Origin of the sequence: Neisseria subflava, from assembly GCF_003044935.1 — a bacterium.
In the GTDB taxonomy this organism is placed as follows: domain Bacteria; phylum Pseudomonadota; class Gammaproteobacteria; order Burkholderiales; family Neisseriaceae; genus Neisseria; species Neisseria subflava_E.
In genome coordinates this window covers 290,079-309,079 of record NZ_POXP01000001.1, presented here as the reverse complement: position 1 = coordinate 309,079, position 19,001 = coordinate 290,079, and the positions used below count along the sequence as shown (strand labels likewise).

Here is a 19,001-nt window from a genome sequence, read left to right as displayed (position 1 = left end):
TATGAACATTACTAATCCTACTCATCTCAGATCATTTAAAGGCCGTCTGAAAACAAGCTCAACAAGCTTTACCCCAAAACTTCAATCTGGTATGACCCTGATTGAAGTTTTGATTGCCATGTTTGTCCTTGCCATCGGTGTGCTCGCCCTTTTAGCTGTTCAATTACGTACCGTATCCAACGTGCGTGAGTCTGAAAATCAAACCACAGTTGCCCAAATTACGCAAAATCTGATTGAAGGCATGCTCATTAATCCGACGCTCTCTGAAGAAACCGATACTGCAGGGGAAAAAACCTCCCGTTATAAAAAATCCTATGATGCCTACCTAAAATCCGACTCTAAACAAACTGCGAAATTTGAAGCCAAAATGAACAAAACTCAACTTGCACAGGCTCAAATTGCACAGTTTAAAGCCGACTTAGACAAAGCCCTTCCCGAAGCCCAAGTCTTCTCGACCATCTGCAAAGATTCTTCCGGTGCAGAGCCGACTTACGAAAATGGGTTTAACGCAAAATGCGATGGCAAAGGCGACACAACCATCGTTAAAGTTTTATGGTTGCAAGATGTCGAAGAAGAAAATAGAGCAAAAAATCTCAACACATCGGGGCATCACGTTGTCTATACCTACCAATCACGCGTAAGAGACTAACAATGAACAATAAACGCTTACTCAATCATATTCCCAATAAAACCGCCATTCGCGGCTTCAGCATCCTTGAATTTCTGGTTGCCAGCCTGCTCAGCATGATCGTCTTAATGGCTGTCAGCTCCACCTACTTTACTGCACGCGGATTGAACAAATCTGCCAACACACGTATCGGTATCCAACAAGATTTGCGTAACACCGCCAATATGATCGTCCGTGATGCGCGTATGGCAGGCAATTTCGGCTGCTTCAATATGTCGAATTTTCCTGCCTCTGCAGTGATAGAAGACAAAAGCTCGGATGAATACACATTGAAAACAGCTGGTGTAAATAAGCTGTTACCAGTTAAAGAAATCAATAAATTAGGCTACGCAGGTTTTGCTCAAACCGGCAAAGCCCTGCTGTTTCAATATGGAATCGACAAAGCAAACCCTGCTGCAAAAACTGCTATTGTCAGCAGCTGTTTCGGCATTGCCAAACCTCAAACAGAAATTAAAGATTTAGATGCGGCAAAAACAGCTTTGAAAATTACCGACCCTGATCAAAATGGCAGTATCGCCATCATGAAACATGAAATGATTGCCTACGCTGTCGGTAAACTTGGTGAAGAGAGCGGTTTGTTCCGTTTCCAATTATCAAATGATGGTTCATGGAGTAATCCGCAGCTGTTGATTAAAGGCATTACAACCATGGATATCCACTATATCTATGCAGAATGTCATGATTCTGAAAATGCATCTGCCAGCGGAGTAAATACAGAATCATTTGATTACAAAAACGCATTGGATATCTCAGCTGAGGCTAAGTCTCCGGCTTCTATCCAAATCGTACTGAATAACGGCAGTATTGACCCATCGAAAGAACAAGACAATAAAGTTGATATCTACAATATTAATGCCACCATCCGCGGAGGAAATGTATGCGCCGACCGATCACTCTAATCAAACCTAACCGGCAGCAGGGCTATGCTTTGTTTATCGTTTTAATGATGATGGTCGTCATCGCCCTGCTCGTGGTCACAGCCACCCAGTCCTACAATACTGAACAGCGTATCAGCACCAATGATGCCGACCGCAAACTGGCAACCACCCTAGCCGAAGCGGCACTGCGTGAAGGTGAAAATCAAATTTTTGATATTGAAGGTAAAAAGACTACTTTTACCGCAAAATGTGAAAAAGGTTTATGTTCCACGCCAAACGTCAAATCCAATGGCGATTTTACTGAAGAAGGTAGCCCAACCGTAGATGCTTGGAAGCGCAAATGCGACAAAAACCTGTGTATTGACACCAATGGTACGGAATATCCTTTAGATAAAAAAAGCGGCATCGCAAACAATCCCCGCTACATCATCGAATATTTAAGTAAAACTACTGAAGGCCGAATCACCTACCGCGTTACCGCCAAAGCATGGGGTAAGAATGCCAATACCCAAGTCGTTCTTCAGTCTTACGTTGCCAGCGAATAATATAATGAATACCACCTCTACCAAACAACTAGGCTTTACGCTGGTTGAGATGATGATTGCCGTCACCATCTTAGCCATTCTGGGCATCATTGCCATTCCCTCTTACAACCGCTACATTGAACGCGGCCACCAATCACAAGCGCATGCCGAGTTAGTCGCCATCAATTCCGCTTTTAAAAACCAGATGGTTAAAAATCCAAAGTGGAAAACTGATAGGATTAAAAAAGAATTAGATACATTTATTTCCTCATATAAAGGCCATAAAGACTTGGCAGACAAATATGAATACTCTGCTGAAATGATTGATGCCAATAAAAGCCGGGCCTATCTTTTGAAAGCCATTCCCACAAAAAAAGGCTATACCCTTTCTGTTTGGATGGATAGTTTGGGCAATGCTTACAAATGTACTGATATTGATTCTGCCAAACATCCCAAAACTACAATGACCAATGGCAAAGGTTGCGAATCGGTTTCCAAAAAGAAATCTTCTTAGTCTGACAAACATAAAAAGCAGTGTCATCTTACTGACACTGCTTTTTTATTTTACTGCTTCCAATCATCGTCTCGGCGTTGGCGTTTTAACAAAATCCTGACTGCGCCATCATTGCCTTGTCGAGGCTCGACATAAGCCAACACATCAGGATGCTGCATCAACCAGCGGCGCGTCATATTTTTTAAAACCGGTTTATAGCCTGAAGAACCCAAGCCGCTACCGTGGACAATTTCGCCGCAAACGCCGCGTTTTTTCGTGAACTCGATAAATTCGTTCAATACCTGTTGCGCTTCTTCCTGCGTATAGCCATGCAAATCCACATCCGCCACAACAGGATAATGGCCGTTTCGCAAACGCATCAAATCATTTTTACCCTGCCCGTTTTTACTGAACGAAGCCGGCGGTTCTTCCCAGCCGCCGCTGCCCACATAAAAATAATCTTCCTGCTCCAAAGTCGCCATTTCTTTGGGGCGCGGCTTGATCGGAGATTTATCACGGGGCTGTTCATAATAATTACCGGCATTTTTTAACGGCGTAACCTTACCAACCGCCTTGCTGAAATCCACATCTTCTGCCTGCTTTTTAGCCTTCGCTTCCGCTTCCCGCTCCGCAGCTTCCTTTTTCGCCTGTTTGCCCAAAGCCTTCAGCGTTTCTTGAAAGTTTGCCGTCATGGTTTGTCCTTTCCAAAAAATTGATTGCGCACATTATAGCAAACCCGGCTACAAGGCCGTCTGAAAGACTCTTATCATCGCTTCTTGTTTAGGGTATAGTATTAACGCATTGCCAGTCTTATAAAAGAGAGAAAATATGTTTAAACGCCCAGAAGAAATCATCGTCTTGATACTTGCCCTATTATGGGTCGCACTCAGCTACTACTTTGCCGCCATCCTAATTTCAGATGCCTACACCATCCTCCTGATTACCGTACTGACTTTCGTTTGGGCAGCCATCTGTTTCCTTTTATGGCAGCGCAACTTAAGCCGTCATATTTGGCCGCTGTTCCTCGGCAGCCTAGTTGCCTGCTGGTGGCCATACTTCACTTGGCTTGCAAGCGATGTTCCCGAAGGCACATGGTATTCAGGCTGGACATTCAAATCCATTATCGCCTTGATTCCCGTTGTTGCCGCTTATATCTTCAAGTGGAAACGAAGCCGGAAAAACAAAATTTCCAATACCCTTGCCTGATACCTCGCGCCGTCTTTTTCAGACGGCGTTTTCCATATTTGACATAACGCTCAGACTGTCAACAATCCCAATAAAATGCTATACTCTTCACACGATTTAACACCCTAACACAGGCCGTCTGAAAGACTTATCAAGATGATCAGCAAACAAGAATACCAAGCCCAAGCCGCACAAGGTTACAACCGCATTCCACTCGTTCAAGAGCTGCTTGCCGACTTGGACACACCGCTCTCAATCTACCTAAAACTTGCCAACAAGCCTTTCACCTACCTGCTCGAATCCGTTGTCGGTGGAGAACGCTTCGGCCGCTATTCCTTTATCGGCCTGCCTTGCAGCCATTATCTCAAAACCAGCGGCAAACATGTCGATGTGTATCAAAACGGCGAAATCATCGAACAACACGACGGTAATCCCCTACCCTTTATCGAAGCCTTCCACAACCGCTTCAAAACGCCCGAAATCCCAAGCCTGCCGCGCTTTACAGGTGGCCTGGTCGGCTATTTCGGTTATGAAACCATCTATAATTTCGAACATTTTTCCCACCGCCTGAAACATACTGCTAAAGCCGATCCGCTCGGTACGCCCGACATCCTCCTGATGCTCTCGCAAGAGCTTGCGGTAGTGGATAATCTAAGCGGCAAAATCTATCTGATTGTTTATGCCGATCCGTCTCAAGCCAACGGCTACGAACGCGCACGCGAACGTCTTGAAGACATCCGTACCCAGTTACGCCAAAGTTGCGCCATCCCGCTTTCCCTCGGCAGCAAGCAAACCCAAGCAGTCAGCGAGTTCGGCGAAGAACCCTTCAAAGCCTGTGTCAACAAAATCAAAGACTACATCTTTGCAGGCGACTGCATGCAGGTCGTCCCCAGCCAACGCATGAGCATGGAATTTACCGACAATCCGCTTGCCCTCTACCGCGCCCTGCGTACGCTGAACCCATCGCCATACATGTTCTACTACGATTTCGGCGATTTCCATATTGTCGGCTCTTCGCCCGAAATCCTCGTCCGCCGCGAACGCGACGATGTCATCGTCCGCCCTATCGCCGGCACACGCCTGCGCGGCAAAACACCAGCCGAAGACCTCGCCAACGAGCAAGACCTGCTGAGCGATGCCAAAGAGATTGCCGAACACGTCATGTTGATTGACTTAGGACGCAACGACGTCGGCCGTATCAGTAAAACCGGCGAAGTCAAAGTCACCGACAAAATGGTGATTGAAAAATACTCCCATGTGATGCACATCGTCTCTAACGTCGAAGGCCGTCTGAAAGACGGCATGACCAACATGAACATCCTTGCCGCCACCTTCCCTGCAGGCACGCTTTCCGGCGCTCCCAAAGTCCGCGCCATGGAAATCATCGAAGAAGTCGAGCCGAGCAAACGCGGCATCTACGGCGGCGCCGTCGGCGTATGGAGTTTCAACAACGACATGGACTTGGCCATCGCCATCCGTACTGCCGTGATTAAAAACAATACCCTCTTCGTCCAAAGCGGCGCAGGTGTAGTTGCTGATTCCGACCCAACATCCGAATGGCAGGAAACCCAAAACAAAGCCCGGGCAGTAATCCGCGCAGCGCAAATGGTGCAAGAAGGATTGGATAAATAATTTTCAGACGGCCTGCGCTCTGAAATGACTAAACAACAAGATTATGATACTAAACGAAAAACAACTAAAATCCATCAGCAAATTCCTCAGCTTCATCTTGCGCCACCATCCTGAGCAAATTGGTATTACTTTGGATAAAGACGGCTGGGTGGATATTAATACCTTACTGACGCAGGTAAACCATCCTGATCGCGGCTTTACGGGCAATCCGCTGACCTATGAAGTATTGTTGGAAGTGGTCGAAAACAACGATAAAAAAAGGTTTACCCTTTCTGAAGACGGCAAACGCATCCGTGCGGCACAAGGTCATTCGACGGCACAAGTTCAGGTCGAACACAAAGTGGCAACGCCTCCTCAGATTTTGTATCACGGTACGGCTGAACGCTCTGTTTCGTCTATTTTGGAACAAGGCCTGCATTCTGCCTCGCGCCATTTTGTCCATCTGTCTGCCGATGCTACAACAGCCGTCAACGTCGGCTCCCGACACGGCAAGCCGCTTGTATTGACCATCGACACTGTCGCCATGCTTGCGGCAGGACATCAATTTTATTTGGCGGACAACGGCGTATGGTTAACTGAAAACGTTCCGCCGCAATTTATCGGCAAACTTTAAAACATCAGGCCGTCTGAAGCTGTAAAACCATTTTCAGACGGTCTGCAAACACCCTACCCAATTTCTTCATAAAGCGATTATCCATGAACACATCCCCCATCCTCCCTCCTGCTATGCTCGGCATTCTTGGCGGCGGACAATTAGGCAGAATGTTTACTGTTGCTGCCAAAACCATGGGCTACAAAGTAACTGTACTCGATCCCGACCCGAATGCGCCGGCAGCGGAATTTGCCGACCGTCATTTATGCGCGCCGTTTGATGATGAAGCAGCTTTGGAAGAATTGGCAAAATGCGCGGCTGTTACGACCGAGTTTGAAAACGTCAATGCCGACGCGATGCGTTTTCTCGCCAAACATACCAATGTTTCCCCCAGCGGCGACTGCGTTGCCATCGCGCAAAACCGCATTCAGGAAAAGGCATGGATACGCAAAGCAGGCCTGCAAACCGCGCCGTATCAAGCAGTTTGCAAGACCGAAGACATCACTGAAGAAAGCGTACAATTTCTGCCCGGCATCCTGAAAACTGCTACTTTGGGCTACGACGGCAAAGGCCAAATCCGCGTAAAAACATTGGATGAACTCAAAGCCGCATTTGCCGAACACGGCGGCGTGGATTGCGTTTTGGAAAAAATGGTGGATTTGCGCGGCGAAATTTCCGTTATCGTATGCCGTCTGAACAATGACAACGTGCAAACTTTCGACCCTGCCGAAAATATTCACGAAAACGGTATCCTCGCCTACTCCATCGTCCCGGCCCGACTGAGTGTCGACATTCAGCAACAGGCACGACAAATGGCGCAGCGTTTGGCCGATGAATTGAACTACGTCGGCGTATTGGCAGTAGAAATGTTTGTTGTCGGCGACACGCATGAATTGGTCGTCAACGAAATCGCCCCGCGTCCGCACAATTCCGGCCACCATACCATCGACGCCTGTGCGGCAGACCAATTCCAGCAACAGGTCCGCCTGATGTGCAACCTGCCTCCGGCTGATACCAAATTACTGAGCTCTTGCTGTATGGCGAATATTTTGGGCGACGTTTGGAAGGAAGACGGCGGCGACCCCGAATGGCTGCCGCTGCAAAGTAACCCGAATGCACATCTGCATCTTTACGGTAAAAAAGCCGCGCGCAAAGGTCGAAAAATGGGCCACTTTACCGTCTTGGCCAATGATGCGGACAACGCGTTCCAAACCGCACAAACCTTACATCAAAGCCTGTAACCTTACCCACTTTTTTCAGACGGCCTTTGATTACCAAAGGCCGTCTGAAATCAATTTTTCCGACCATCCGCCATGAGCCTTCTGACCATCCTCCGTCCGGCAACCGAAAAAGACTGCCAAGCCATACACAACGCCCATCTGCATGCCGTTCAATACGCCTGCATCCGCAGTTACGATGAAACCATTATGCACACATGGGAAAGTCTGCTCGACATCAACAGCTATTTGGAAACCATCTCCGATAAAAACAAAGCTTTGTGGGTGGTCGAATACAAAGGGCTGATTCAAGGTTTCTTCCAAGTCGATTTCAAAGAAGCGCAACTGGACGCCTTATACGTCCATCCGCTCTTCCACAATCTCGGCTTGGGTACGGCCCTACTCAGCCGCGCCGAAGAAATGGCACGAAATGCAGGTCTCAGCTTTCTCAAACTGTATGCTTCGCTCAATTCCGTGCCTTTTTATCGCCTCAACCGTTACGAGTCGCTCGGTACTGCCGTGTTGCAGCTGAACAAAACCGTCCGCGTCGAATGCGAATTGATGCGCAAATACCTGTAATTTTCTCTTCCTCCGTTGCTTTTTTGAAAGAAACCGATGTCCCGAATTGCCGCCCTGCCCGACCATCTTGTCAATCAAATCGCCGCCGGCGAAGTGGTCGAACGTCCTGCCAACGCCTTGAAAGAAATCGTTGAAAACAGCATCGATGCAGGCGCGACGGCGATTGATGTCGAGCTGGCCGGCGGCGGCATCCGCCTGATTCGCGTCAGCGACAACGGCAGCGGTATCCATCCGGACGACATCGAGCTTGCACTACACCGCCACGCCACCAGCAAAATCAAAACCTTAAACGATTTGGAACACGTTGCCAGCATGGGCTTTCGCGGCGAAGGTTTGGCCAGTATCGCCTCCGTCAGCCGCCTGACCCTGACCAGCCGTCAAGAAGACAGCACGCATGCAACCCAAGTCAAAGCCGAAGATGGCAAACTCAGCAGCCCCACCGCCGCCGCCCACCCTGTCGGCACCACCATCGAAGCCGCCGAACTCTTCTTCAACACCCCCGCGCGGCGCAAGTTCCTCAAATCCGAAAACACCGAATACGCCCACTGCGCCACCATGCTCGAACGCCTCGCGCTGGCGCATCCGCACATCGCCTTCTCGCTCAAACGCGACGGCAAACAAGTGTTCAAATTCCCCGCCCAAAGCCTGCACGAACGCATAGCCGCCATTGTCGGCGAAGACTTTCAGGCAGCATCCTTAGAAATCGACAGCGGCAACGGCGCGCTGCGGCTCTATGGCGCGATTGCCAAACCGACTTTCGCCAAAGGCAAAACCGACAAACAATACTGCTTCGTCAACCATCGCTTCGTGCGCGACAAAGTCATGCTCCATGCCGTCAAGCAGGCATACCGCGACGTATTGCACAACGCGCTGACGCCTGCTTTCGTCCTCTTTCTCGATCTGCCGCCCGAAGCCGTGGATGTCAACGTCCACCCGACCAAAACCGAAATCCGCTTCCGAGACAGCCAACAGGTGCACCAACTCGTGTTCCACACGCTCAACAAAGCCCTTGCCGACACGCGCGCCGACTTGACCGAAAGCGTCAGCAACGCAGGCGAAGTGTTGCATGACATTACCGGCGTTACGCCTGCACCAATGCCGTCTGAAAACAACAGCGAAAATCTGTTTGATAGCACATCCAACTACCCGACAGGCAACAAATCCAATACACGCAATGCCTTTGGCTCATCAGGCAAAACCGCGCCCATGCCTTACCAAGCCGCACGCGCGCCGCAGCAACGCAGCCTGTCCCTGCGCGAAAGCCGCGCGGCCATGAATACTTATGCCGAACTCTACAAAAAAACCGACGACATTGACCTTGAGTTGAGCCAATTCGAGCAGGCACGTTTCGGCAATATGCCGTCTGAAACGCCTATTCCCAAAACAGATACGCCGCTTTCAGACGGCCTTCCCTCCCAATCCGAATTACCGCCGCTCGGCTTTGCCATTGCCCAATTACTAGGCATCTACATCCTTGCCCAAGCAGAAGAGAGCCTGTTGCTCATCGATATGCACGCCGCTGCCGAACGCGTCAACTACGAGAAAATGAAACGCCAACGTCAGGAAAACGGCAACCTGCAAAGCCAACGCCTGCTTATTCCCGTAACCTTTGCCGCATCCCACGAAGAATGCGCCGCTCTTGCCGATCATGCCGAAATGCTGGCAGGCTTTGGCTTGGAATTGTCCGACATGGGCGGCAATACCCTTGCCGTCCGTGCAGTTCCCGCTATGCTCGGCAAAGCCGACGTTGTTTCGCTGGCTAAAGATGTATTGGGCGAACTCGCCCAAGTCGGCAGTAGCCAAACCATCGAGGAACACGAAAACCACATCCTCGCCACCATGTCCTGCCACGGCTCAGTCCGCGCCGGCCGCCAACTGACTTTGCCCGAAATGAACGCACTCCTGCGCGATATGGAAAACACACCGCGCAGCAACCAGTGCAACCACGGCCGTCCGACTTGGGTCAAACTGACTTTAAAAGAATTGGATGCGTTGTTTTTACGCGGACAGTAACGCCGATAAAAAGGCCGTCTGAAAATGCTTTCAGACGGCCTTTTAACTTATTTGCCCTTAACGAATATCCATAGGCGCAAACGATTTCACGGTTTCATCGATTGCTTTAACACGGGTCAGGAAATCTTCCAATTGGGCAAGCGGCAATGCGCTTGGGCCATCGCATTTGGCTTGGTCGGGATTGGCATGGGATTCGAGAAACAAACCGGCCAATCGGGTTGCCATACCGGCAAGCGCCAAGTCCAATACTTGGGCGCGACGGCCGCCTGACGCAGCAGCGCCGGATTCACGCGTTTGCAGGGAATGGGTAACGTCAAAAATAACGGGCAGGTTGTTACACGTTTTTTTCATCACGCCAAAGCCGAGCATATCGACCACCAAATTGTCGTAGCCGAAATTTGCGCCGCGTTCACACAAAATGATTTGCTCATTGCCTGCTTCTTGGAATTTCTCCACAATGTTTTTCATTTGAGACGGGCTGAGGAATTGCGGCTTTTTGATGTTGATGACATTGCCGGTTTTCGCCATTGCCACCACCAAATCGGTTTGGCGTGCCAAGAAGGCTGGCAGCTGGATGACATCGCAGACTTCGGCAACCGGTTGGCATTGGTAAGGCTCGTGAACGTCGGTAATCACGGGAACGTTAAACTCGCGTTTCACCGCTTGAAAAATCTTCATACCTTCGTCCAAACCCACACCGCGGAAAGAGTGGATGGAAGAGCGGTTTGCCTTGTCGAAAGAGGCTTTGAACACGTAAGGGATGCCGAGTTTATTAGTTACTTTAACGTATTGCTCACAGGCTTTCAGCGTAGAGTCAAGGTCTTCAAGGACATTGATGCCGCCGAAAAGGGTAAAGGGCGCATCGTTGCTGACGGTGATGTTGTTGATTTGGATATTCACGGCAAAGCCTTTCAGATAAGTTGAATTTGGGAAACAGGCCGTCTGAAACGTTTCAGACGGCCTTTGTTTGAATATTACAACACGGTGTGCGGCGGCTCATAAGAAATCACGTCGCGGATTTTATTGTTCTCATCGACGAGGACGACTTTCGGCTCATGCGCTGCAATTTCAGGCTCGGACAACATAACGTAAGACATGATAATTACGATGTCGCCTTTTTGAACCAAACGCGCGGCCGCGCCATTGAGGCAAACGACACCGCTGCCGCGTTCGCCGGGGATGGTGTATGTTTCAAGACGTTCGCCGTTGTTATTGTTGACGATGGCGACTTTTTCGTTAACGCAAATACCTGCCGCATCCAGTAGGTCTTGGTCAACGGTAATGCTGCCGACGTAGTTGAGGTCGGCTTCGGTAACGGTGGCACGGTGGATTTTGCCGCCGAGCATGGTACGGAACATGGGTTTCCTTTTTGATTGTGGGTTGATTTGCGGTTTTAACTTCCGGGAAGTTAAAACCGCTGTTTGTGTGATTGAGGATTAGTTATTGGGAAAGTCTGATTCGTCAAACTCGGGTTCCGGGTCGCTTTGAAGAACTTTTCCGTTTAATTTCAACTCGCTGTTTTGCAGAGTCAGATGGGTTTTGACATTATCGTTTTCTAAGGTCAGATATTTCTCACTTGCCATGCTTTTAATGGTGCTGTCCACCATCAGGCGCAAGGTCTCGTTGATATCGTCGATGCTGGCACGGCCTGCGGCTTCATCTTCGGCATTGACGCTAAACAGGCTGCTTGCTTGGTTGACGGCGAGTTGTTCCAACAATTTTTGCGGTACGCTCATGTTGAAGTCGGCTTCGGTTTTTTTCAGCATATCGCCCAGGCTGTTGAGGTCTTTGGCCGTCAAACCTTTAAACGCGAGTTTGCCGCTGACATCGACATCACCATGAGGCATGGTGAATTTGAAGGTTTTGACGTTCAAAACCGGATTATTGGTAAACAGGCCCGAAGCCTCGTTTTTGGCCGTCTGAATCAAGGAAGCCTGAATTTCTTCTTCGCTCATTTTCTTCACGGACACTTCGGCAATTTTGTTTTTCAATGCCAAAAGTGATGCCGCATCCAAATGCTCAGCAGCGACATTGATGTCCAGAGGGCCGTATTTGTCTTCGCCATAAGTCAGGCTTTCAAATTGGAAGCGGCCTTCACTGTTGATGAATTTATCGACTTCGCTGGTCTGGGTATCGAAACGCAGTTTGTTGACTTCGATTTTAGACGGAGCAATCGTGCCGGTCGGATTGATAAATGCACCGATTTGCAGGTTGGTCACAAGGTTGACCAACTCATTCAACTTAACGTTGTAATCGATGTTTTCTTTCCATTGCAGCAGGAATTTATCCAGCGTAATGCTGCTCTTGCCCAAAGCAAGCTTGGTCAGGCCGTCTTCCGTCTCGGATTGGAAGCGCAGGTTTTCCAAAGACACATCGCCTTTGTCGGCCAATTTGACTTGTAAAGACGGCGCAAGGTAATCGTGGCGATAGCTTTTGAAGCCTTGGCTGTAATCGGTATTGCCGCTAAAGCCTTTCCAGTTGAGCTTGATACCGGAAAGCTCTTCATAATCGAAGGCGGGAATATTGAGGCTGAGTTTGCCGTCGCCGGAAAGGTAAACCGTATTGGTCATGGTCAACGGCGTTTGCTGGCCGAAGAAGCGGTCTAAAACTTTTTTGGTTTCCGGATGGTATTGGAACTCGGTTTCCACATGGGCACGCGTACCGAAGCCGCCGGCAAACGGGCCGTGTGTTACGTGGTTGACGACCGTAATCGGCTCTTGCAGGACGGTTTTCAAATTGTCCGGCAGGTATTTTTGCGTATTTTGAAGCAGGGTCGGTTTGAGGCGGATGACGGTCGTCTCGGTTGAACTGAACCAGCCGCGATCGTATTGGTGGGACTCAACGGTCAGGAAACCGGATTCCTGCAACAGCTTTTGTTGCTCGGTCAGGCTTTCTTCCGCTTTGACACCAAGATAATAAGGCGTGCCGAGCGCAGCGGCGACAACGACGGCGGCAGTCGGGATAAGATACTTTTTCATCACTTCAAACAGATTAGGTTCAAAGCGTAAAGCATAGCATTTTTTAGCTGTTTTGTCTTATCCGCCGTTTCAGACGGCCTTTAGGTAAAGATTGTGATATTATGCAAACATAAACGATTTTTACACTTTTGGCGGGCCTTACCCTGTCTGCCAAAATGTCATTAAAGGTTTGCAAATGCTTTTATTCATTGATAATTACGACAGCTTCACCTACAACATCGTCCAATACTTTGCCGAATTGGGGCAGGAAGTTTTGGTTCGCTGCAACGATGAAATCACCATCGAAGAAATCGAAGCCCTAAAACCGCAATATCTGGTTATCGGCCCCGGCCCTTGTTCCCCTAAAGAAGCAGGCATTTCTGTTGCAGCCATGCAGCACTTTGCCGGCAGGCTGCCCGTCATGGGCGTGTGCCTCGGCCATCAAACCATGGGCGAAGCGTTCGGTGGCAATGTCGTGCGCGCGCAAACGATGATGCACGGCAAAGTCTCCCCCGTTTTCCATCACGGCACAGGCATGTTTAAAGACCTGTCCAATCCGGTCAACTGCACGCGCTACCACAGCCTGGCCATCGACCGCGCCACCCTGCCCGACTGCCTCGAAATTACCGCGTGGACGGAAGACGGCGAAATCATGGGCGTACGCCACAAAGAATATGCCGTTGAAGGCGTACAGTTCCACCCCGAAGCCCTGCTGACCGAACACGGCCACGATATGCTGAAAAACTTCTTGGAAGAATTCAAAAATTATCACCCGCAAAAATCTTAATGAAAGGCCGTCTGAAATGTGTTTGACAGTGTTCAAACCGCATTTTCAGACGGCCTGAATCACATCGGACACGAACAAAGGAAAAATCATGATTACCCCTCAACAAGCGATTGAACGCCTCATCAGCAACAACGAACTTTTCTACGATGAAATGACCGACCTCATGCGCCAAATCATGAGCGGCCAAGTTCCGCCCGAGCAAATCGCCGCCATCCTGACCGGCCTGCGGATTAAAGTTGAAACCGTTTCCGAGATTACCGCCGCAGCCAGCGTGATGCGTGAATTTGCCACCAAAGTGCCGCTGGAAAACGCCGATGACTTGGTCGATATTGTCGGCACAGGCGGCGACGGTGCCAAAACCTTCAATATTTCCACAACTTCCATGTTTGTCGCGGCTGCGGCAGGCGCGCAAGTTGCCAAACACGGCGGTCGCTCCGTTTCTTCATCCAGCGGCGCTGCCGATGTCATGGAACAAATGGGCGCCAACCTCAATCTCAACCCCGAACAGGTTGCCCAAAGCATTCAGCAAACCGGCATCGGCTTTATGTTCGCGCCCAACCATCACAGCGCCATGCGCTATGTTGCCCCTGTCCGCCGTTCGCTCGGATTCCGCAGCATCTTCAATATCTTGGGCCCACTGACCAATCCTGCCGGCGCGGCAAACCAACTCTTGGGCGTGTTCCACATCGACTTGTGCGGCATTCTTTCCCGCGTATTGCAACAGCTTGGTTCCAAACATGTTTTGGTTGTGTGCGGCGAAGGCGGTTTGGATGAAATCACGCTGACCGGCAAAACCCGCGTTGCCGAACTGAAAGACGGCAAAATCACCGAATACGATATCAGCCCGGCCGATTTCGGCATGGAAATCCGCCGCAATTTGGACGAAATCAAAGTCGAAAACGCGCAAGAATCCCTGCAAAAAATGAACGAAGTGCTGGATGGCAAAGTCGGTGCCGCACGCGACATCGTCGTCCTCAATGCAGCCGCCGCGCTCTACGCAGGAAATGTGGTCGCATCGCTGGCGGACGGTGTCAAAGCCGCGCAAGAAGCCATCGACTCCGGCAAAGCCAAAGCCAAAAAAGACGAGTTTATCGAATTTGGCAAACAGTTTGCCTAAACTTTAAAACCATAAACAAAGGCCGTCTGAAAAATCTTTCAGACGGCCTTTTATTCTTTAAATATTAAAATTTGCTTTTAATATCATTAATCAAGCCTTCAGCTTTTTCTTTGGCTTCTTCAGCCAAGTGTGCTACTTTCTCTTTGGCTTCACCGGCTAAATGAGCTGCTTTTTCTTTAGCTTCACCTGCAAAGTTTTCTACTTTTTCTTTAGCCTCGCCTGCAAAGTTTTCTGCTTTTTCTTTAGCATCCGCAGCAACTTCTTTTGTCTTACCGACGCCTTGTTGAACTACGCCTTCAGCTTTGAGTTTGGAATCGTCAAGAACTTCGCCGGCTTTCTCTTTTACTTCACCGCTGATTTGATCTAATTTGCCAGTCATCATTTATTCCTTCTTAGTTTCATGTTGATAAGAGTAATCACTATACCCCAATAGATATTGGGTTGCAACTTAAAGTCTGTCTCAATATTAAAAACATAATAAAAATGGATTACGTCAAGTTAGCACAACTGTTTCAATATCGCTTCGGCTACTGCCTCGCCTATCATCTTGCTGCCGAACTCATTGAAATGAAGTCCATCGCACAGCATCACATCGGTCAAATCCTGCTCAAACATCAGACTGTATAAATCATTGACGGTAAAACCATATTGCCTTGCCAAATCCTCCGCCACACGGTTATAGGCCTTCAAGTCGGCCAGATAGCGGCGCGAGGGTTTGACGATATTGTGTACGCTTTCCAAAAACGGCGTACTGCTCGCCCAAATAATTTTTGCCCCTGTCTGTTTCAGATAATCGAAAATTTGAATCAGGTTGCTGCGATAGGTTTTTATATCGGCCACCGGCCCGTTACAGCCTTGATTGTGGCGGATGTCGTGCAAACCGCAGTTGATGTGGATAATGTCTCCCACAGTCGCGCCCTCTGTCCATTGCCCGATATGCTCTAACACATCATGCGACGAACGGCAGTTTTCCGATGGAGAAACAATTTCCGCCTCAGGCAAAGCGGCGCGCGTGTAAGGCTCCGAAGCAAGCCGAACGGAGTCGCCGATTAAGTAAACGGTCATTTTTGTTCTCCTCCCTTTATTTGAATCAACAGCAAGGCCGTCTGAAATATCACTTATATTATTATAAGAGTGCTATTTCAGACGGCCTTAACTTCAGTCAAGTTCTATCGTTAAATCATCAATTAGAGCTGACTGTTTTTATAAAAATCAATTAATTGCTTGGCCTGCAACATGGGCAGCCCAAAACGGTCGCTCACGGCTTTCAAATCCTTCCATTCCTGACCAGTCAGATTCTGCCCAACCCATTTGAGGTTTTCCGGATTGCTTTTGATTTTCTCAAAATACGCCTGCTTGCGTTTCCAGTTACGCGACCACACCAGCAACATGGTAAAAATACATAAAACAATCAATACAATATTGGTAAACAACATCATGTCCATACGACATACTCCCGCTTAAGTCTCGAAATCAGAAAATATGGATTAAAGGCCGTCTGAAAAACAATCTTCAAACGGCCTCAGCGTGACGCTCAACGTTGCATTTCCATCATTAACGCCTGACAAGCGGATTCGTTTTCCAAAGCACAAGATTCGCTCAGTTGGTTTAAACGGCTGTCGCGGTCTGGTGTATTGCCTTGCGCCATCTCTGCTTTAGTTTCTTCAAAATTGGTACAGGCATTTTCATAACCGCCTTTACAGGCTCGCTCGTAGAGCTTGACTGCGGCGGCATAATCCATGCCCAAACCGCTGGACGGATTGAGATACAGATTACCCAAAACATTGCAGCCGCGCATATTGCCGCCATCGCAGGCTTTTTTCAGAAACGGATACGCATGAGCAGGCGCTTCAAGATAATCGCGCATCCAAATGGCCGCAGTGACGCAACTCTCCAGATTGTTCCGATTGCATTCCCGTATCAGCTTATCGTGCTGCTTCTCGCTGTAATCCTCAGCCTGCACGCTAAATGCAGTGGCAACCAATGCTAAACCAAACAATAAACGAAGTGTTTTCATCTGATTATTTCTCCAAAAATATTTGATGACAGGCCGTCTGAAAAAACAATCTTCAGACGGCCTTTATATTATCACTCAATGTTCACCCGTTTCAGGCGCAAGGCATTACCCAATACCGAAACCGAGCTTGCCGCCATTGCCGCGCCTGCGATGACGGGGTTTAAAAAGCCGAGCGCGGCGAGCGGAATGCCCAAAATATTGTAGAAGAAGGCGAAAAACAGGTTTTGCTTGATGTTTTTCAAAGTTGCCTGCGACACCAGCAGGGCATCGGCGAGCTGGTTGACCGAATGCTGCATCAGTGTGGCGGATGCGGTGTGTTCGGCAACGTCCGCACCGCCTTTCATGGCGAAGCTGACGTTGGCGGCGGCGAGCGCGGGTGCGTCGTTGATGCCGTCGCCGACCATCGCCACGGTTTTGCCGGCGGCTTTGAGTTTCTGCACTTCAGCGGCTTTATCGCGCGGACTCATATTACCAAAGGCGTGTGCGATGCCCAGTTGTTTGGCGACATATTCGACCGTACCTTGGTTGTCGCCGCTCATAATATAGACATCGATATTGTGTTTTTTCAGACGGCCTACGGCTTCGGCGGTATCGGCTTTCAACGCGTCTGCAAGTGCGAATGCGCCGATAGGTTTGTTATCGACCGAGACTGCAACAATGCTTGCAATGTCCCAAACGCCGTCTGAAAACTTCGGCAAGGTCAGTTCGGCAAATTCGGCTTTGCCTGCTTTCACCAAACCCACGCCTTCCACTTCGGCGGTAATGCCTGCGCCGACAACGGTTTGCGCGTTTTGTGCGGCGGGAATGTCCAAACCGCGCGCTTGGGCGGCGGAAACGATGGCGCGGGCAAGCGGATGAGCGGCGTTTTGTTCGACGGCGGCGGCGATGCGGTACAAAGCGTCTTCGTCAAAGCCGCTGTCGGGAACGCAATAAACGGCGGCAACCTGCGGCCTGCCTTCGGTCAGCGTGCCGGTTTTGTCCAGCACGACGGCATCGACGTGGGCGGCTTCTTCCATTGCCGCCGCGTCTTTAAACCAAATACCGTGTTTCACCGCTTTGCCCATGCCGACCATAATCGCGGCAGGGGTTGCCAGACCGAGCGCGCACGGGCAGGCAATTACCAAAACGGCAACGGCGTGCATCAGAGCAACCGTCCAATCGCCTTTTACCAGCCAAGTGGCGATAAAAGTCAGAAGCGCGATGCCCACGACGGCAGGCACAAACACCGCCGCCGCCTTGTCTGCCACGCGCGCAATCGGCGCTTTACTGCCCTGCGCTTCGGACAGCGCGTTCATCATGTCGCCAAGCAGGGTTTGGCTGCCGAGTTGTGTGGCGCGGTACACCACGCTGCCTTCGGTCATCAACGCACCCGCCAACACTTTGCCGCCCGCTTTTTTCTCTTCGGGGTTGGATTCGCCGGTAAGATGGCTCTCATCCGCCCAACCGCTGCCGCTCTCGATGATGCCGTCGGCGGCAATGCGTTCGCCGTGGTTGGCGCGGATAAGGTCGCCGATTTGCACTTGGTCGATGGGCAGTTGTTTCCATTCGCCATCGCGTTGCACGTTGACTTGGGTCGGCGTGAGTTTGAGCAGCAAGCCCAAGCTGTTCAGGCTGGATTTTTTGGTGCGGTGTTCCAAAAATTTGCCCAGCGACACAAAACCGATCACCATCACGCCTACTTCAAAATACACGTGTGCCATGCCGTGCGCCGCGTGCGGGCTGAAAAACAGCATATAGACGGAATACAGGTAAATCGACACCGTACCGATGGTAACCAACACGTCCATATTCGCCAGTCCGCCCTTAATGCTCGCCCACGCGCTTTTGTAAAACGGGATGGCCAGCCAAAGTTGCACTATGCTTGCCAGTACAAATTGCCATACAGGCGGAATCATCCAATCGTGCCGCCCAATCATCATCCCTGCCATGCCGATAAGGAACGGAATATTAATGGCCAGCAAAAGCCACAACCGCCAGCTTACATGCGCTGCTTCTTCGGGCTGCGGCAGCGCGTCTTCCGTTTTTTCCTTCGCGCCGTAACCGGTTTTCTCAATGATTTTGGCAATGTCGGCAGCGGAAGTTTTGCTGTCGTCAAACGTAACCTGCGCCTCCTCGCTGGCGAAGTTCACCCCCGCCGATTCGACAAAATCTTTTTTGTTCAACACTTTTTCAATACGCGAAGCGCAGGCCTGACAGGTCATGCCTTCGATTTGAAAACGGACTTTTTGTTGCATGGTTTCTTCCTTCTGAATGTGGTTGGGCTACCTGAAAAAAGCGGAGCAGGGTTTTCAGGTAGCCTTTGAGGTGTTGCGGTCGATTTGT

21 protein-coding genes are annotated in these 19,001 nt (G+C 49.9%); 12 read left to right on the top strand and 9 right to left on the bottom strand.

What is annotated here, in order from left to right; translation table 11 throughout:
- Position 1 precedes the first annotated feature (1 nt).
- Genes pilV through DBY95_RS01505 form a run of 4 tightly spaced genes read left to right on the top strand, consistent with a single transcriptional unit; the run spans position 2 to position 2,604 of the window.
- Complete coding sequence (gene pilV / locus DBY95_RS01520; protein WP_199903842.1) at positions 2-649, top strand: type IV pilus modification protein PilV; 648 nt, start codon at positions 2-4, stop codon at positions 647-649.
- Positions 650-651: 2 nt separating this feature from the next.
- Positions 652-1,587 carry a PilW family protein gene (locus DBY95_RS01515; RefSeq protein ID WP_107723139.1) on the top strand — a complete coding sequence of 312 codons (936 nt, stop codon included), beginning with the start codon at positions 652-654 and terminating at the stop codon, positions 1,585-1,587.
- Positions 1,566-2,111, top strand: a complete 546-nt coding sequence (locus tag DBY95_RS01510; protein WP_107723138.1) for a pilus assembly PilX family protein — start codon at positions 1,566-1,568, stop codon at positions 2,109-2,111. Before DBY95_RS01515 ends, DBY95_RS01510 begins: the two co-directional genes overlap by 22 nt.
- Before the next feature lie 4 nt (positions 2,112-2,115).
- Complete coding sequence (locus DBY95_RS01505; protein WP_107723137.1) at positions 2,116-2,604, top strand: PilX family type IV pilin; 489 nt, start codon at positions 2,116-2,118, stop codon at positions 2,602-2,604.
- Positions 2,605-2,654: 50 nt separating this feature from the next.
- On the opposite strand, the gene DBY95_RS01500 is transcribed toward DBY95_RS01505, so the two are convergent.
- A complete protein-coding gene (locus DBY95_RS01500) occupies positions 2,655-3,275 on the bottom strand; it encodes a Smr/MutS family protein (protein WP_107723136.1) in 621 nt (206 codons plus the stop codon).
- A 136-nt stretch (positions 3,276-3,411) separates the two neighbouring features.
- Here DBY95_RS01500 and DBY95_RS01495 point away from each other — a divergent pair, with 136 nt between their 5' ends.
- The 6 genes from DBY95_RS01495 (at position 3,412) to mutL (ending at position 9,801) form a co-directional block, all read left to right on the top strand.
- On the top strand, positions 3,412-3,789 hold the full coding sequence (locus tag DBY95_RS01495) for a hypothetical protein (RefSeq protein WP_107723135.1): 378 nt from the start codon (positions 3,412-3,414) through the stop codon (positions 3,787-3,789).
- A gap of 135 nt (positions 3,790-3,924) precedes the next feature.
- Positions 3,925-5,400, top strand: a complete 1,476-nt coding sequence (gene trpE / locus DBY95_RS01490; RefSeq protein WP_107723134.1) for an anthranilate synthase component I — start codon at positions 3,925-3,927, stop codon at positions 5,398-5,400.
- A 43-nt stretch (positions 5,401-5,443) separates the two neighbouring features.
- A complete protein-coding gene (locus DBY95_RS01485; protein ID WP_107723133.1) occupies positions 5,444-6,013 on the top strand; it encodes an RNA 2'-phosphotransferase in 570 nt (189 codons plus the stop codon).
- An 83-nt stretch (positions 6,014-6,096) separates the two neighbouring features.
- Positions 6,097-7,233 carry a 5-(carboxyamino)imidazole ribonucleotide synthase gene (locus DBY95_RS01480; RefSeq protein ID WP_107723132.1) on the top strand — a complete coding sequence of 379 codons (1,137 nt, stop codon included), beginning with the start codon at positions 6,097-6,099 and terminating at the stop codon, positions 7,231-7,233.
- 72 nt (positions 7,234-7,305) lie between these two features.
- Positions 7,306-7,788: a GNAT family N-acetyltransferase gene (locus DBY95_RS01475; RefSeq protein ID WP_003678948.1), complete on the top strand. Its 483-nt coding sequence runs from the start codon at positions 7,306-7,308 to the stop codon at positions 7,786-7,788.
- Between the two features lie 36 nt (positions 7,789-7,824).
- Positions 7,825-9,801, top strand: coding sequence for a DNA mismatch repair endonuclease MutL (gene mutL / locus DBY95_RS01470; RefSeq protein ID WP_107723131.1), 1,977 nt, complete (start codon positions 7,825-7,827; stop codon positions 9,799-9,801).
- A 57-nt stretch (positions 9,802-9,858) separates the two neighbouring features.
- On the opposite strand, the gene kdsA is transcribed toward mutL, so the two are convergent.
- The 3 genes from kdsA to DBY95_RS01455 all read right to left on the bottom strand — a co-directional run bounded on the left by kdsA (position 9,859) and on the right by DBY95_RS01455 (position 12,779).
- Positions 9,859-10,701, bottom strand: coding sequence for a 3-deoxy-8-phosphooctulonate synthase (gene kdsA / locus DBY95_RS01465; RefSeq protein WP_107723130.1), 843 nt, complete (start codon positions 10,699-10,701; stop codon positions 9,859-9,861).
- Positions 10,702-10,775: 74 nt separating this feature from the next.
- On the bottom strand, positions 10,776-11,159 hold the full coding sequence (gene panD, locus DBY95_RS01460) for an aspartate 1-decarboxylase (protein ID WP_003678944.1): 384 nt from the start codon (positions 11,157-11,159) through the stop codon (positions 10,776-10,778).
- Between the two features lie 78 nt (positions 11,160-11,237).
- Positions 11,238-12,779 (bottom strand): YdgA family protein, encoded by a 1,542-nt coding sequence (locus DBY95_RS01455; protein ID WP_101755538.1) that lies wholly within the window; start codon positions 12,777-12,779, stop codon positions 11,238-11,240.
- Positions 12,780-12,954: 175 nt separating this feature from the next.
- Between DBY95_RS01455 and DBY95_RS01450 the strand changes: the two genes are divergently transcribed.
- On the top strand, positions 12,955-13,545 hold the full coding sequence (locus DBY95_RS01450; RefSeq protein ID WP_107723129.1) for an aminodeoxychorismate/anthranilate synthase component II: 591 nt from the start codon (positions 12,955-12,957) through the stop codon (positions 13,543-13,545).
- A gap of 88 nt (positions 13,546-13,633) precedes the next feature.
- Entirely contained in the window at positions 13,634-14,662 is a 1,029-nt protein-coding gene (gene trpD, locus DBY95_RS01445; RefSeq protein ID WP_107723128.1) for an anthranilate phosphoribosyltransferase, read from the top strand.
- A gap of 64 nt (positions 14,663-14,726) precedes the next feature.
- On the opposite strand, the gene DBY95_RS01440 is transcribed toward trpD, so the two are convergent.
- From DBY95_RS01440 to DBY95_RS01420, 5 genes are all read right to left on the bottom strand, one after another.
- Positions 14,727-15,044 carry a CsbD family protein gene (locus DBY95_RS01440; protein WP_371460129.1) on the bottom strand — a complete coding sequence of 106 codons (318 nt, stop codon included), beginning with the start codon at positions 15,042-15,044 and terminating at the stop codon, positions 14,727-14,729.
- A gap of 116 nt (positions 15,045-15,160) precedes the next feature.
- Positions 15,161-15,727, bottom strand: coding sequence for an SGNH/GDSL hydrolase family protein (locus DBY95_RS01435; protein WP_107723127.1), 567 nt, complete (start codon positions 15,725-15,727; stop codon positions 15,161-15,163).
- Between the two features lie 122 nt (positions 15,728-15,849).
- Positions 15,850-16,107, bottom strand: a complete 258-nt coding sequence (locus DBY95_RS01430) for a hypothetical protein (RefSeq protein ID WP_049333330.1) — start codon at positions 16,105-16,107, stop codon at positions 15,850-15,852.
- An 89-nt stretch (positions 16,108-16,196) separates the two neighbouring features.
- Positions 16,197-16,679: a sel1 repeat family protein gene (locus tag DBY95_RS01425; protein WP_070625391.1), complete on the bottom strand. Its 483-nt coding sequence runs from the start codon at positions 16,677-16,679 to the stop codon at positions 16,197-16,199.
- Positions 16,680-16,750: 71 nt separating this feature from the next.
- Positions 16,751-18,913 (bottom strand): heavy metal translocating P-type ATPase, encoded by a 2,163-nt coding sequence (locus DBY95_RS01420; protein WP_107723126.1) that lies wholly within the window; start codon positions 18,911-18,913, stop codon positions 16,751-16,753.
- Positions 18,914-19,001 lie beyond the last annotated feature (88 nt).